General features: G+C 42.2%; 14 protein-coding genes. 10 read left to right on the forward strand and 4 right to left on the reverse strand.

Annotation, left to right across the window (positions count from 1 at the left end):
• Positions 1-106: 106 nt before the first annotated feature.
• On the reverse strand, positions 107-1,930 hold the full coding sequence (locus tag IQ13_RS08405) for an ABC transporter ATP-binding protein (RefSeq protein ID WP_144885887.1): 1,824 nt from the start codon (positions 1,928-1,930) through the stop codon (positions 107-109).
• 52 nt (positions 1,931-1,982) lie between these two features.
• On the opposite strand from IQ13_RS08405, the gene IQ13_RS08410 reads away from it, so the two are divergent.
• Together IQ13_RS08410 and IQ13_RS08415 are read left to right on the forward strand one after the other, a co-directional pair.
• Positions 1,983-2,351 carry a ribosome-binding factor A gene (locus IQ13_RS08410; RefSeq protein WP_144885889.1) on the forward strand — a complete coding sequence of 123 codons (369 nt, stop codon included), beginning with the start codon at positions 1,983-1,985 and terminating at the stop codon, positions 2,349-2,351.
• Positions 2,352-2,424: 73 nt separating this feature from the next.
• On the forward strand, positions 2,425-3,642 hold the full coding sequence (locus IQ13_RS08415; RefSeq protein WP_144885891.1) for an FtsX-like permease family protein: 1,218 nt from the start codon (positions 2,425-2,427) through the stop codon (positions 3,640-3,642).
• 78 nt (positions 3,643-3,720) lie between these two features.
• On the opposite strand, the gene IQ13_RS08420 is transcribed toward IQ13_RS08415, so the two are convergent.
• Positions 3,721-4,560 carry a transketolase gene (locus IQ13_RS08420; RefSeq protein WP_144885893.1) on the reverse strand — a complete coding sequence of 280 codons (840 nt, stop codon included), beginning with the start codon at positions 4,558-4,560 and terminating at the stop codon, positions 3,721-3,723.
• Positions 4,561-4,746: 186 nt separating this feature from the next.
• Here IQ13_RS08420 and IQ13_RS08425 point away from each other — a divergent pair, with 186 nt between their 5' ends.
• Positions 4,747-5,895, forward strand: coding sequence for a glycosyltransferase family 4 protein (locus tag IQ13_RS08425; RefSeq protein ID WP_144885895.1), 1,149 nt, complete (start codon positions 4,747-4,749; stop codon positions 5,893-5,895).
• A gap of 75 nt (positions 5,896-5,970) precedes the next feature.
• Complete coding sequence (gene frr, locus IQ13_RS08430) at positions 5,971-6,534, forward strand: ribosome recycling factor (protein ID WP_144885897.1); 564 nt, start codon at positions 5,971-5,973, stop codon at positions 6,532-6,534.
• Positions 6,535-6,581: 47 nt separating this feature from the next.
• On the opposite strand, the gene IQ13_RS08435 is transcribed toward frr, so the two are convergent.
• Complete coding sequence (locus IQ13_RS08435; protein ID WP_144885899.1) at positions 6,582-7,451, reverse strand: DMT family transporter; 870 nt, start codon at positions 7,449-7,451, stop codon at positions 6,582-6,584.
• Between the two features lie 75 nt (positions 7,452-7,526).
• Here IQ13_RS08435 and IQ13_RS08440 point away from each other — a divergent pair, with 75 nt between their 5' ends.
• The 4 genes from IQ13_RS08440 (at position 7,527) to IQ13_RS08455 (ending at position 10,730) form a co-directional block, all read left to right on the forward strand.
• Complete coding sequence (locus IQ13_RS08440) at positions 7,527-8,273, forward strand: PPK2 family polyphosphate kinase (RefSeq protein ID WP_144885901.1); 747 nt, start codon at positions 7,527-7,529, stop codon at positions 8,271-8,273.
• Between the two features lie 97 nt (positions 8,274-8,370).
• Positions 8,371-8,745: a large conductance mechanosensitive channel protein MscL gene (gene mscL, locus IQ13_RS08445; RefSeq protein WP_144885903.1), complete on the forward strand. Its 375-nt coding sequence runs from the start codon at positions 8,371-8,373 to the stop codon at positions 8,743-8,745.
• Between the two features lie 99 nt (positions 8,746-8,844).
• Positions 8,845-9,783: a DUF3078 domain-containing protein gene (locus IQ13_RS08450; protein ID WP_144885905.1), complete on the forward strand. Its 939-nt coding sequence runs from the start codon at positions 8,845-8,847 to the stop codon at positions 9,781-9,783.
• A 74-nt stretch (positions 9,784-9,857) separates the two neighbouring features.
• A complete protein-coding gene (locus IQ13_RS08455; RefSeq protein ID WP_242009504.1) occupies positions 9,858-10,730 on the forward strand; it encodes a segregation and condensation protein A in 873 nt (290 codons plus the stop codon).
• 52 nt (positions 10,731-10,782) lie between these two features.
• On the opposite strand, the gene dxs is transcribed toward IQ13_RS08455, so the two are convergent.
• Positions 10,783-12,705 (reverse strand): 1-deoxy-D-xylulose-5-phosphate synthase, encoded by a 1,923-nt coding sequence (dxs, locus tag IQ13_RS08460; protein ID WP_144885909.1) that lies wholly within the window; start codon positions 12,703-12,705, stop codon positions 10,783-10,785.
• Positions 12,706-12,902: 197 nt separating this feature from the next.
• On the opposite strand from dxs, the gene IQ13_RS08465 reads away from it, so the two are divergent.
• Positions 12,903-13,958, forward strand: a complete 1,056-nt coding sequence (locus tag IQ13_RS08465; RefSeq protein WP_144885911.1) for a sensor histidine kinase — start codon at positions 12,903-12,905, stop codon at positions 13,956-13,958.
• A 37-nt stretch (positions 13,959-13,995) separates the two neighbouring features.
• Positions 13,996-14,736 carry a LytR/AlgR family response regulator transcription factor gene (locus IQ13_RS08470; protein WP_144885913.1) on the forward strand — a complete coding sequence of 247 codons (741 nt, stop codon included), beginning with the start codon at positions 13,996-13,998 and terminating at the stop codon, positions 14,734-14,736.
• Positions 14,737-14,760: the final 24 nt, after the last annotated feature.

The raw sequence follows: 14,760 nt of genomic DNA on the forward strand, positions 1-14,760 counted from the left end.
ATCGAACGAAAAGCATCTGGAGGCTCAGAAAGCAGGAACTGAATTCATGTTAACCTTATAAAGATAGGGGATTTAAGATGAAAGTAAAAAGCCCCCGGCCAAAATCTTAGCGTACTTCCTGCAGCTCCACCAGCTTCCTGTAAAAGCCATCCAAGGCCACTAATTGGTCGTGGGTACCCCTTTCAACGATCACACCTTTCTGTAAAACAATGATTTCGTCGGCATGCCGAACGGTCGATAGCCGGTGTGCAATTACCAGGCTGGTACGGTCCTGCATCAGGTGGTTGATGGCATCCTGCACCAAGCGTTCGCTTTCGGTATCAAGCGAAGAAGTGGCTTCGTCAAGGATAAGAATTGGTGGATTTTTTAATACTGCACGGGCAATGGTAACACGCTGGCGTTCGCCACCGCTGAGTTTGCTGCCTCTGTCGCCAATGTTTTCGTGATAACCATTCTCCTTACGACTGATGAAGCTGTGAGCATTGGCAATTGTAGCCGCAGTTTCAATTTCTGCAAGCAGGGCATCAGGCTTACTCAAGGCAATGTTGTTGGCAATGGTATCGTTAAACAAAATGGGTTCCTGCGTTACAATACCCATGAGTTGACGAAGACTGTTAAGCGAATAGTTTTTTATGTTTACACCATCCACCAAAATTTCACCACTCGTAACATCATGAAATCGGGGAACAAGATCGGCAAGTGTTGATTTGCCCGAACCGCTTGAACCTACCAGCGCAACTGTTTTTCCTTTCTCCAATGTAAGATTGATATTGTGCAGCACTGTAACATCGTTATACGCAAACGATACATTTTTGAATTCAATACTTTTTTCAAAGGAAGAAATATGAACGGGGCTGGCAATTTCTTCCACTACTTCCGGTGCGTTGATGATTTCTTCAATACGTTCAATAGCAGCACTGCCACGTTTGGTATTGTAGTAAGCCGATGAAAGCGATTTCGCAGGATTAATGATTTGTGTAAAAAAAACGATGTAGGTAATGAAACCATCAGAGGTAAGTCCTCCTGCATTATTACCCAACACCAATTGACCGCCAAACCATAATACGCCACTCAGCACTAATACACCCAATACCTCACTTAAGGGTGAAGCCATATCCTTACGGAAGTTGATCTTGTTGCGGATATGATTCAGCTCGGCATTCATTTGATGAAACTTGCCTCCCAATAATCTTTCAGCTGTAAATGCTTTAATTACACGTATGCCGCCAAGTGTTTCATCGAGGATAGAAAGTACCATGCCGTTCTTTTCGCCTGCTTCTGTTGATTGCCGTTTCAATGAGCGGCTTACCCTGCCAATAATGAACCCCATCACCGGTAAAAAGATCAAAAGAAACAAGGAAAGTTTAGGACTAATAACAATCATTCCCGCCAAATACAACAGAATATTCAATGGTTCTTTAATCAGCACTTCCAATGCCATCATCACACTCCATTCCACTTCGTTCGCATCGTTACTCATGCGTGAAATAAGATCGCCCTTCCGTTGCTCGGTAAAAAAGCCAACAGGTAATTTCAAAACCTTGTCGTACAAATCGCCACGTAAACGGGTTAACACGCCATTACGCATCGGTGCGAGTATGCGATAAGAGAGATACAGAAAAACGTTTTTAAACAGGATCGAAGAAACAATAACGATACAGATAAACGCCAGCGCCGAAAGTTCGCCTTTTGTTACAATGAGTGTACTGATCTGGTACATCAAATAATTCAGTACATCAGAAGCTGAACGGATTGCTTCCGGAGCATTGAGAACCAGGTCTTCTTTATTGAATAATAATTTCAGAAACGGTGCAAGCATAGCCAGCGAAACCATTGAAAAAACAATGGAGAGCAGGATGCATAAAAAGTAAAGTACAATCTTGCCGCTATAGCCACGCAGGTATTTGAAAATTCGTTGAAACTGTTTCATGCTGTTAAACCCCGCAAAGTAACTACTTTTACAGCGTTTAAACGTTGCAGATATGTTAGAAGGTAAAAGACAGAAACAGGTTGCGGGGGTTATTCACGAAGAAATGACAGGCATTTTCCAAAGGTTGGGATTGAGTATGATCGATGGTGGGCTGGTGTCTATTTCATCGGTAAAAGTTACGCCCGATTTACTGGAAGCCCGTATTTACTTAAGTGTGTTCCAGGCAAAGGATAACGAAGCAGTCTTAAAAAAGATAGAGGACAAAGCATTTGAAATAAAGCGTGACCTGGCTGCTAAGATGAAGCACCAGTTACGCCGTATTCCGGAAATCAGATACTACCTCGACGATACACTCGATCATGTATTTAAAATGGAAGAGCTGTTTAAAAAGATTGATGAAGAAAAGAAAGGAGAGCAGTAGATAGCCGATAGTTGATAGTAGCAAGCATAGCCGCTATTGACCATTCACCATTCACCATTCACAAAAACATCCCTTGAATTTCCTCTTTGCCTGGCGTTATTTCCGCTCAAAAAAATCAACCAATGCCATCAACATCATTGCATGGATCACGGTATTGGCGATCGCAGTAGGTACAGCAGCACTGGTGGTGGTGCTGAGTATTTTCAATGGCTTTGAAGGGTTGGTAAAAACGTTGTACTCTTCGTTTTATCCCGATATACGCATTACAGCCAAGCAGCAAAAAATTATGCTGCTGGATGATGCAACAGTGAAAAAAATTAAGCTGCTGCAAAACGTAAAAGGCCTGAGCATGGTGGTAGAAGAAAATGTACACCTGCAAAACGGCGATTACCGAACCAATGCGGTGATTAAAGGTGTTGATGATGCCTATGTGCAAACAAGTGGCGTAAAGGAAATGATCACCTCTGGTCAGTTCGAATTGGGCAGCAACGAAACACCTGCCTTAGTGCTGGGTGTTGGTATTGAAGGTGCGTTGAATTTACGCAGCGATCGTTCGGTTACACCTGTTACGGCCTATTTACCCAAGCGTGGCGTAACATCAACCAATCCTTTCGATGCGATCAGTACCGTTAACCTGCAACCAACAGGAGCCTTTTCTATTCAGCAGGATTTTGATAATAAGTATGTACTCACTAATCTCGATATTTTAAAAGAAATGCTGGGTTTAAAGCCCAATGAATACAGCGCTGCCGAACTGAAGTTAAAAGATATTGCTACCGAAAAAGAAACTATTGCAGCCATACAGCAGATACTTGGCAACAACTACCTTGTTGAAAACAGATACCAACAAAACCGTTCGCTGTTTGGTGTAATGCAAATGGAGAAATGGGCCATTTACGGCATACTTTCACTCATCCTCATTATTGCATCGTTCAACATGATTGGCGCATTAACTATGCTGGTGCTGGAAAAAGAGCAGGATATAAAAATACTGCAGGCAATGGGTGCAGGCAAATCGTTTATTCAACGTATTTTTTTAACCGAAGGTGTGTTGCTGGCGTTAATCGGCAGTGTAATTGGTATTGTGCTGGCGCTTATTTTTTCGTACCTGCAGGTAACATTTAAGCTTATTCCGCTGCAGGGTTCTTTTGTAATTGATTACTACCCTGTGGAAATTTCCATTACTGATATTTTACTGATCGTCGTTACTGTATTTGTAATTGGTTTACTTGCTTCGTGGATCCCATCTGTAAAAGCAGCGAAACAAAAAGTATCATTAAGGGCACAGTAAGTTTTAGCCGAACCTTGCTAAAACAAAAAAGCAGAGAATCGTAATCCTCTGCTTTGTATCAACTAAAATAGCTTTCAATTAATAATCGCCTAAACTTGTTTCGCCCAATTGTGCCAATGCCTTTGCCAATTGTTCGTCGTTTGGAGCAATTCCATGCCATTCGTGACTGCCTTCCATAAAGTCTACGCCTTTACCCATTGCCGTTACCATCAGGTTAACGATTGGTTTGCCTTTACCTACAAATGTTTTTGCTTTCTCTAAACCGGCAACAACCTGGTCCATATCGTTACCGTCTTCGATAATGAGTGTTTCCCAACCAAATGCTTCGAACTTGGCTTTCAGATCACCGAGGCTCATTACTTTGGCAGTAGGTCCGTCAATCTGCTGACCATTCCAATCGACCGTTGCAATCAGGTTATCCATTTTGTGGTGCGCTGCAAACATCACCGCTTCCCAAATCTGGCCTTCCTGTAATTCTCCATCGCCATGCAATGAATAAACAACTGTATTTTCTTTATTTAAACGCTTGGTATAAGCGGCACCAATAGCAACACTTAAGCCCTGGCCCAACGAACCGGAAGCAATACGTACACCTGGCAAATGCTCGTGTGTTGTTGGGTGACCCTGTAAACGGGTATTCAGCTTGCGGAAGCTGGCTAATTCACTTACCGGGAAGTAACCACTTCTTGCCAGTGTAGCATAAAACACAGGCGAAATATGTCCGTTTGAAAGAAAGAAAAGATCTTCACCCTTGGCATCCATATTGAACGCTGGGTCGTGCTTCATCACTTTAAAATAAAGGGCTGCTAAAAAATCGGTACAGCCAAGTGAACCGCCGGGGTGCCCGCTCTGACATCCATGTACCATACGTACAATGTCTCTGCGGAGTTGGGTTGCTATTTCTTTCAGTTCTGCCATAGTTTTAAAAGTTGCGGGCAAAGCTAACAGAAAAAGCGGTTTAAAGTGTAAAAGATTAGACAGGCTGAAAGATTTTTGCAGCGGTATTGTCTTTACAGCATAAAGTTTTTTTCTATTATCATATCTAATGTTTTCCATTTAGCCGCAGAACATATAGATTTGTGGTACACTTGAACAATCAACTGCATGGATCACCTCCTCATTGGTTCCGTTATTGCCTTTTTAATTACGTACTCGGCTATTCCCATTATTATAAGGGTTGCAGAGGCAAAGCATCTGTTTGATGTACCGGACGATGATCGCAAATTGCACAAAAGCCCTATCCCCTCGTTAGGAGGTATTGGCATCTTCGCAGGATTTATTCTTGGATTTTTAATAGCTGTTCAGGCTGGGTTACCTGAGGTGCAATATTACGCAGCTGCATTTCTGGTGGTGTTTTTCCTTGGCTTAAAGGACGATATTGTGGTGCTAACACCGCTTAAAAAATTCCTCGGTCAGCTACTGGCAGCATTCATCATTGTATACAAAGGCGGAATTGTTATTGATGGCATGTATGGCTTCATGGGCTTTGAAAAAATGCCCTTCATTCTTAGTCTTGCATTTACCTACTTAACCATCATTGTTATTACCAACTCGTTTAATTTAATTGATGGTGTAGATGGATTAGCAGGATCGCTGGGTTTGTTTACAACACTTTGCTTTGGTACTTATTTCTACCTGGCCGGTTTGCCATTTTATTCGATGATGGCGTTTGCCATGTCGGGCAGTTTGGCAGCATTCCTGATCTTCAATATCTCTCCGGCAAAAATTTTTATGGGCGATACAGGTTCGCTGATGCTGGGTATTGTTAACTCGGTATTGGTTATCAAGTTTATCCAGGTGGCTACTGTTCCTACTGCGAAAGTATATCTTCCTGCAGCTCCGGCGATAGGCTTTGCTATACTTTTTGTACCGCTGTTCGATACGTTGCGCATCTTTGCTTACAGGATTTTATCACGCAGGTCGCCTTTCAGTCCCGATCGTAACCACGTACATCATTTATTGCTCGAAAAAGGGTTAAGCCATAAAATGGTTGCTTTTTTGGCTGTTGGATTTAATGTGGTTATTGCCGGCCTTACCGTATTGGCCCGGGAACTGAATATTACATTCCTTTTATTGGGTCTTATCAGCGTTGGTTTTTCTGTTATCAGTCTCCTTATTTATTCCAACAGGGCCAACCGCAGAAAATTGTTTTCGTTGGAAAAGAAAGTCGACAAAGAGAAAGAAACAAGAGTTATACCCCTTGCTAAAGGAGCAGCCGCAGCAGTTTCGGAGAAAACAGAAGCAGCCAAATAATTTGTTTTAGATGCTGATTTTTATTCGGCAAATCTTACAATTCTGTAGGTTTGCAGCTCATTAATTTTTAAACGTATGTCAGAAGATCTGTCGTTAATTTTGGATGATGCTGAAGAGCATATGAAAAAAGCCATTCAGCACCTGGAAATAGAATTAGTAAAGATTCGTGCAGGAAGAGCAAACCCAAACATGCTTGATGGTATTGTGGTAGATTATTACGGTTCGCCAACTCCCATTGGCCAGATTGGTAACATCAGTGTTGCAGATGCAAGAACACTTACGATTCAACCTTGGGAAAAAAACATGTTGCAGCCAATTGAGCGTGCAATCATCAACTCAAACATTGGCTTGGCTCCCCAAAACGATGGTAACATCATCCGTTTGTTTTTACCTCCATTAACCGAAGAGCGTCGTAAAGAATTAGTGAAGCGTGTAAATGCTGAAGGCGAGCATACAAAAGTGGCTGTGCGTAACATCCGCAGAGATGCAATTGAAGGAATTAAAAAACTGCAGAAGGATGGCTTGAGTGAAGATGCTGCGAAAGATGCGGAAAAAGATATGCAGGTGATGACCGACAAATACACTGCGCAGATTGATAAACATCTTGAAGCAAAAGACAAAGAAATCATGGCTGTTTAATAACAGACTTTATATTTCGGTAAAGGGAACGTTTGACGTTCCCTTTTTTATTGCCTGTTGGTAATGTACACACCGGAAAGAATAACAACCAATCCTGCCATTTGCATAAGTCCTACTGTTTCGCCTACCAATAAACCCCAGCCAACGGCAACAAAAGGAATACCATAGGTTACCATGGTAGAAAATAAAGTGCCTGCACGTTTTAGCAGCATGTAAAACAAAATAGAAGCGATGGCTGTACCAAAAATACCCAGCACCGATGCTGCTGCAACCGAGCGTATGACTGCACTGTCTGCAAGTTGGTGTTGTGTAAAACCGTTGTAGAGTAATACTGCAAGTGATGCAGGGATGAGTGAAACAAAAGCAATCGCTGCAATATCGAGCGAGCCAACATGTTTCAGGTAACGGTTGGTCATGTTTACATTTAAACCATAGGAAAGTGTGGCTATTACAATCAATACTGCAAAGAAAATATTGCTGCTTGTTGCTCCGCTTTTTTGCGACAGGAATAACAGCAGCATACCACTAAACCCAATGAACACACCAACAATTTTCTGTACCGCCACTTTCGACTGAAAGAAAACAGCACCAATCAGTATTACAAAAAACGGAGTAAGTGCATTGAGCATACCTGCAAGTGCACTGTCGATTTGTGTTTCTGCCACACAGAATAAAATGGCTGGAATAAAACTGCCCAGTATACCGGTAAGCACTAACAGTCCAAGATCTTTTTTCTGCATGCGTTGAAACGAGCGCACTGCAAAAGGAAGCAATACCAATCCTGCACTTAACATACGGATGGCTGCCACTTCGTAGGCCGATAGCTGTCTCAAGCCTTCCTTCATTAAAATAAAAGAACTGCCCCAGATGAAGCATAATAGTAAAAAGAGAAGCCAGTTGAAAAGTTTTGGTTGCATAACGGAAGCTGCAAAGATGTTGGAAAATTATGGATTCATGTATGCAAGTTTTATATTCGTACAAATGCTGTTACCATGGGCAGAGTAAAATTATCCGCAATAAGCACCAAAGCACCAAAAGGTTCCGATAAAGCAAAACTGAAAGCTAAAACAGCCAGGATTATTGAGGAGCTGGATGAATTACAGAACAGGCTCATTGCCGAAAGTAAACATTCGCTGCTGGTAATTATTCAAGGGATGGATGCCAGTGGTAAAGATGGTTTGTTGCGTGACGTGTTTGGATCGCTTAATCCGTTGGGTGTTTCGGTAAAATCGTACAAAGCACCAACGGCAGAAGAGTTAAGCCATGATTTTTTATGGCGTGTCCACCAGCATGCACCGGCAAAGGGAATGATACAGATTTTTAACCGCAGCCATTATGAAGATATTTTAATTACCCGTGTGCATGGCTGGTGCAACGATGATACAGCGGTAAAACGTATGAAAGCCATTAACGATTTTGAAGAATTGCTTACCGAACATAACAATACACATATTCTTAAGTTTTACCTGCATGTATCGCCCGAAGAACAACAGGTGCGGTTAAAAGAACGCACACACGACCCACGCAAAATGTGGAAGTACAACGAAAAGGATTTTGAAGAGGCAAAACTGTGGAGTACATACATGAAGTATTACGAAGATTGCTTTCAGCATTGCAACAAAGTGCCCTGGCATATTATTCCGGCCGATCAGAACTGGTATAAAGAATACCTGGTTGCACAAAAAGTGTACGATACATTGAAAGCTCTGAAGATGCAGTACCCCGGTCTGAAAAAATAAAGTTTGTAAATGAATTATTTTTTTACAGATTTGTAATACCCGCCACAGGAAGCATTCTATCCATTCAATTTATTTGTAACAATAAAAAACCACTACTATGGGTATGTTAAAAGAATTCAAGGAATTTGCTATGAAAGGCAACGTAGTTGATCTCGCTGTCGGTGTGATCATCGGCGGAGCTTTCGGCAGTATTGTAAGTTCATTGGTTGAAGATATTATTACCCCCGTTTTATTAAAGCCTGCTTTAAAAGCAGCTGGTGCAGCTAATATTGAAACATGGGCACCAGGCGGTGTTTTACTTGGTAAATTTATTGCAGCTGTAATTTCGTTTATCGTTATTGCATTTGTGCTATTCCTTATAATAAAAGGAATGAATTCTGCAAAGAAAAAAGAAGAAGCACCAGCTGCACCGGCAGCCACTCCCGAAGACATTCAGTTGTTGCGTGAAATAAGAGATGCGTTAAAGAAATAAGAAACTCTTTTTTTTTAATGGCAGCAAGGAATTTTCTTTGCTGCCATTTTATTACTGGTATGGTGCAATTATTGCAGCACCTGCCGCAAACAAATACTTATGATGAAACAGTTACTATTTACTGCAATTGTTGCTATTGGTGCAGCAACAACATTTGCACAGGATGCTGAGGTAAAACGGCTGAAAGATGAATCGAACAAAACCATTAAAAAAGAACCCGAACAAAAAGAAGGCTGGACGAAGGGAGGTGTTTTTAACTTAAACCTGAGCCAGGGTGCCAGTAAAAACTGGGCTGCCGGTGCAGAAAAATTTTCTTTCTCGGTAAATGCATTGGCTAACACCTTTGCGTATTATAAAAAAGGCAGAAACGCATGGGACAATACGTTGAATGTGCAGTACGGTATTGTCAATGCTACCAGTATCGGCACAAGAAAAAATGATGATCGTATTGATTTGCTTTCACGTTATGGTTACCAGCTGGGCGATACCGCTAAAAGCAGATGGTATGTATCGGCATTGGTAAACCTGCGTACACAAATGACAACAGGTTATAACTACACGGTTGAACCGAAAGAAAAGAACTCCAACTTTTTTGCCCCTGCTTACCTGCTGGTATCGCCGGGTATTTTGTACAAGCCCAATGCTGCTTTCGATGTTTTTCTGTCGCCGGTAACCAGCCGTTGGGTTATTGTAAACGCAGCCAATAAAGACATTCGCAGGTTGTTCAATTTTACCGACACAACCAAAGGATCTATTAACGAGATCGGTGCGTTTTTAACGGCCAATCTGAAGAAAGACCTCGCCAAAAACATCAGTCTTACCAGCAGGCTCGATCTGTTCAGCAATTACAAAAACAACCCCCAGAATATTGATGTGTTCTGGACCAACACGCTGGGTTTCAAGGTAAACAAATATATCGGCGTCAGTTATAATTTCGACCTCATTTACGACCACGATGTGAAAAATGTAAAAACCGGCGGCCTGCTGGGCACACAGCTCAAATCGTTGCTCGGAATAGGCTTCACCGCTACATTTTAGTACGGTTTAGTTCCCTACATTTGCAAGTCCCGGATCAGATGATTCGGGACTTGTTCGTTAAAAACAGAAATACTTTGCAAACAGAATCATACCAGATAAAACTCCCGCAGTTCGAAGGTCCGTTCGATCTGTTGCTCTTCTTTATTGAACGTGATGAGCTGGACATTTACAATATCCCTATTACACGTATCATCAAAGACTTTATGGATTATATCCATCAGAGTGAGCAGCTGAACATTGAACTGTCGAGCGAATTTATTTTGTTCATTTCTACGCTTATGCGCATCAAAGCAAAAATGCTGTTGCCACGTAAGGAAATAGATGAGCAGGGAAATGAAATTGATCCACGCCAGGAACTGGTTGATAAAATTCTTGAATACAAGAAGTTTAAAGAAGCCAGTGTGCAAATGGCCGAACTGGAAGCCATGCGTATGATGATGGTGAAGCGGGGAAACATTGCCAAAGAATTGTCGAGCATTGGCGAAGAATCAGGCGAAGGCACCGAGATACAAACCATTACCATGTTTAAACTGATGAAGACGTTTGAACGGGTAATGAAGAAACATCACGAACGGTTTAATAAGCCGGTACATACGGTAGTGCAGTACAACTATACCATGGAAGGTAGCCGTGAGTATGTGCTGGATTTGGTGAAGAAAGATAAAACAATACCTTTTGAGAAGCTGTTCGATATTGTGGAGAATCGCATACATGCACTCTTTCTGTTTCTTTCCCTGCTTGAGCTCTCGCAACAACGTTACATGACACTGTTGGTAGGCGAAGGAAGAAATAATTTTATTGTAGAGTGGAACGAAAACCGTCCTGCAGATCTCGATATTGATATTTTTGAACAGAACGAAGCAACAACAGATGCAGCAGAGGAACAGGAGCAACACGAAGAAGAGCCACCGCAAACAGATACTACAAACGAAACTGAAGAGCAATAGTAAAAAAGCCGCATCAATTGATGCGGCTTTTTATTTACAGGCAGTTAAATATTTACGCTTTCACAGCTACCCGTACATTCATCATCTCCCTTACCGTTTTTGCAATACCATTGGCATCAATGCCAATTTCTTCATACAGTTGTTTTGGTGTACCATGTTCCACCAAACGATCGGGAATACCCATGATCTTTACTTCAGCACTATAATTGTGTTGTGCCATAAATTCCAGTACGGCACTGCCAAAACCACCTACAACTGTTCCATCTTCAATCGTTACTACTTTCTCAAATTTTTGGAACACTTCGTGTAACAATTCTTCATCGATTGGTTTTGCAAAACGCATATCGTAATGTGCAGGATTAATGCCATCGTTCTTTAACTCACGAATAGCACTTGCCGCAAAATTACCAGGGTGACCAAATGAAAGAATGGCAATGCCATCACCATCTTTCAACTTACGTCCTTTACCAATTTCTATTTCTTTCATCTCTGTTCTCCACTCCGGCATAACACCTTCTCCACGTGGGTAACGGATAGAGAAAGGCAGCTTTTGCGTTTCGAGTTGTGCGGTGTACATCATGTTCCGCAACTCGGCTTCATTCATCGGAGCTGCAACAATCATGTTGGGTATACAACGCATGTATGCAACATCATAGCAACCGTGGTGTGTAGGTCCATCTTCACCCACTAAACCTGCACGGTCTAAACAAAATACAACCGGCAGTTTTTGAATAGCCACATCGTGCAGCACCATGTCGTATGCACGCTGCATAAACGACGAATAAATATTACAGAACACACGCATGCCCTGTGTTGCCATACCGGCGCTGAGCGTAACAGCATGTTGCTCACAAATACCTACGTCAAAAGCACGGTGCGGCATTTGGTCCATCATAAACTTGAGTGAAGAACCACTGGGCATTGCCGGTGTAACACCCACAATCTTTTCGTTCTTCTCCGCCAGTTCAATAATGGTATGGCCAAATACATCCTGGTATTTGGGCGGTTGTGGTGTATCGAATTTTTTCTTGTGAATTTCGCCGGTTACTTTATCAAACAAACCCGGCGCATGCCATTTGGTTTGATCTTTTTCTGCCAGCTCATATCCTTTTCCTTTAACTGTTACAATGTGCAAGAGTTTTGGACCGGGAATATTCTTCAGATCTTTTAAGGTATCAACCAGCTTGGTAATATTATGCCCATCAATTGGACCGAAGTAACGCAGCTTCAATGCTTCAAACAGGTTACTGTTCTTGTTGACAAAGCCTTTAATGCTATGCTCCAGTTTGCTGGCCATTTCACGACTGAAGGTTTTGCCAACAGGCAGCTTGCCCAAGGCATTCCACACTTCATCCTTGATCTTGTTGTACGTAGGCGAAGTAGTGATATCGGTTAAGTATTCTTTTAATGCACCAACGTTGGGGTCGATGCTCATGCAGTTATCGTTGAGGATAATCAATACATCGCTGTCGGCTACACCTGCATGGTTCATGGCTTCAAACGCCAGGCCGGCCGTCATAGCACCATCGCCAATTACGGCAATAGACTTACGGTTTTCGCCTTTTAGTTTGGCAGCCATAGCCATACCCAACGCTGCCGAAATAGAAGTGGAGGAGTGGCCTACACCAAAGGTATCGTACTCACTTTCGCTGCGTTTGGGAAAACCGCTGATGCCGTTGTATTTGCGGTTGGTGTGAAAATTATCTCTGCGGCCGGTAAGAATCTTGTGGCCGTAAGCCTGGTGGCCCACATCCCATACCAACTGATCGTAAGGTGTATCGTACACGTAATGCAGAGCAGTGGAGAGTTCAACCACACCCAGGCTGGCTCCAAAATGTCCGCCATGCACACTCACCACATCAATAATGTATTGCCTCAACTCATCGCAAACCTGCGGTAATTGATCCATGGGCAACTTCTTTAAATCGGCCGGAGAATCAATTTTGCTCAGCAGTGTACCGGGTTTTATTTCCATATATTCCAGAATAATTAGGTAAAGGTAAAAAACTTACGGGCAATAGCAGCGCCCGGTTTTGTTTAACAGACAAAGTAAAAAATGGTTGAACAGAGTTACAAAAGATGAGCAGAAAACCAACCATTTACCCAAATAATTAGCCCTTTGTACCTTTCGGCGGTTTAATCCCTTATCTTAAAGGTTAGATTTGTAAGTACATGCGTGTTTCTTTAAGTAAAATAGGAGCTTATTGGTGGTGCCAGGCAGCAGGCTGGGGCGGTAACATGCTCATGAATTTCTTTTTTGCCTGGACCTACAACAGAGATATCAATGCTCCGTTCATTCTGCGTTCGTTTATCATAGCCGTGCTGGGGGTACTGGTAACCCATTTTATGCGCTGGGTAATTATGAAGCTGAATATGCTGCAAAAGCCTTTCGAACAACAGGTGGTTTACTTCCTGTTGCTGACGGTGGTTTTTTCTATGATTCTTCCATTCCTTTCCTTATCGCTTTTCAACCTGTTTAATTTATTTACGCCTGAACAGCGTGTGTATAGTTTTACCCGGTTGTTGGTGGGTTCGGCTGCTAACTCGTTTGTAACGTTGTTGGTTTGGAATCTTATTTATTTTATCTATCATTATGTGGAGCGTTACCGCATGCAGCAGCTTGATGCGCTGCAGATGCAGAGTGTGGTAAAAGAACTGGAGCTGAAGACCATTAAAGCACACATTAACCCGCATTTCATTTTCAATTCGCTCAACGGTATTCGTGCATTGGTTGATGAAGACCCGGCACGTGCCCGCACCGCCATTACCGAACTGAGTAATATTTTGCGCAACAGTATGCAGGCCGATAAACAGGAAACAGTTCCTTTTGAAAAAGAGCTGGCCATCGTAAAAGATTATCTTGCACTGGAGCAGATGCGTTTTGAAGAGCGCTTGGTGGTTAAATTTGATATTGATGAAGACACACTCGATCAGCCGGTACCGCCCATGATGTTGCAAACGCTGGTGGAAAATGCGATCAAGCACGGCATCAGTAAAAATATTTCGGGAGGAGAAATAAAAATCATTTCCCGTTTTGTAAACGATCAGCACGAGTTGGTTATCCGTAATACAGGACGTTTGAATGGACAGATCAATGCTGATGGCTTTGGTATATCGAGTACTCAAAGCAGGTTAAAGCTGATGTTTGGCGATAACGCAGGTTTTTCGATAAGTGATGTAAACGGAAACGAAGTGGAAGCAAAAGTAACAATGCCTGCAGCGGTATAATATTTTAAAACCACCCTTATCATATAAACAGACAGATATGAACAAAAAAGCAATTATTATTGATGACGAACGCTTAGCCCGTAATGAGCTGAAGAAACTGTTATCAGAATTTCCGGATATTGAAGTGATCGATGAAGCATCGAATGTTGATGAAGGTTTGCAGAAGATAGAGGCACTGAATCCTGATCTTATTTTCCTTGATATACAGATGCCCGGCAAAACCGGTTTCGATCTGTTGAGCGAACTGGAACGCACACCCGAAGTCATTTTTACTACTGCTTACGACGAATATGCATTGCGTGCATTTGAAGTAAATGCACTCGACTATTTGCTGAAGCCAATTGAGCCGAAGCGTTTGGCCGATGCTTTGCATAAACTCGATGAAGAAGAGAAAGAACATACTGGTGGTGATGGCGAACCGGTGCATGTGAATAAAAGCATGTTGAGTGAGAACGACCAGGTATTTGTAAAAGATGGCGAACGTTGCTGGTTTGTAAAACTGAGTGATATCCGTTTGTTTGAAAGCGTAGGCAACTATGCGAAAGTGTATTTCGGTCCAAATAAGCCACTGATCTTAAAATCGCTGAATGCGTTGGAAGAACGGCTGGATGAAAAAATGTTTTTCCGTGCAAACCGTAAACATATTGTAAACCTGCGCATGATTGAGAAAGTAGAACCTTATTTTAACGGAGGGTTGTTGCTTGAAATTCATGGTGGTGATAAAATTGAAGTAAGCCGAAGACAGGCGGTGAAGTTTAAAGAAATGATGAGCTTATAATTAAACAAGAGCGATACAACAAAC

The sequence above is a fragment of the Lacibacter cauensis genome (assembly GCF_007830055.1).
Lineage (GTDB): Bacteria > Bacteroidota > Bacteroidia > Chitinophagales > Chitinophagaceae > Lacibacter > Lacibacter cauensis.

What these genes read in the sequence shown, in the direction of transcription:
- IQ13_RS08405 (WP_144885887.1), bottom strand. Translation starts at nt 1,930, where the DNA reads ATGAAACAGTTTCAACGAATTTTCAAATACCTGCGTGGCTATAGCGGC.
- IQ13_RS08410 (WP_144885889.1), top strand. Translation starts at nt 1,983, where the DNA reads ATGTTAGAAGGTAAAAGACAGAAACAGGTTGCGGGGGTTATTCACGAA.
- IQ13_RS08420 (WP_144885893.1), bottom strand. Translation starts at nt 4,560, where the DNA reads ATGGCAGAACTGAAAGAAATAGCAACCCAACTCCGCAGAGACATTGTA.
- IQ13_RS08425 (WP_144885895.1), top strand. Translation starts at nt 4,747, where the DNA reads ATGGATCACCTCCTCATTGGTTCCGTTATTGCCTTTTTAATTACGTAC.
- frr (WP_144885897.1), top strand. Translation starts at nt 5,971, where the DNA reads ATGTCAGAAGATCTGTCGTTAATTTTGGATGATGCTGAAGAGCATATG.
- IQ13_RS08435 (WP_144885899.1), bottom strand. Translation starts at nt 7,451, where the DNA reads ATGCAACCAAAACTTTTCAACTGGCTTCTCTTTTTACTATTATGCTTC.
- IQ13_RS08440 (WP_144885901.1), top strand. Translation starts at nt 7,527, where the DNA reads ATGGGCAGAGTAAAATTATCCGCAATAAGCACCAAAGCACCAAAAGGT.
- mscL (WP_144885903.1), top strand. Translation starts at nt 8,371, where the DNA reads ATGGGTATGTTAAAAGAATTCAAGGAATTTGCTATGAAAGGCAACGTA.
- IQ13_RS08450 (WP_144885905.1), top strand. Translation starts at nt 8,845, where the DNA reads ATGATGAAACAGTTACTATTTACTGCAATTGTTGCTATTGGTGCAGCA.
- dxs (WP_144885909.1), bottom strand. Translation starts at nt 12,705, where the DNA reads ATGGAAATAAAACCCGGTACACTGCTGAGCAAAATTGATTCTCCGGCC.
- IQ13_RS08465 (WP_144885911.1), top strand. Translation starts at nt 12,903, where the DNA reads ATGCGTGTTTCTTTAAGTAAAATAGGAGCTTATTGGTGGTGCCAGGCA.
- IQ13_RS08470 (WP_144885913.1), top strand. Translation starts at nt 13,996, where the DNA reads ATGAACAAAAAAGCAATTATTATTGATGACGAACGCTTAGCCCGTAAT.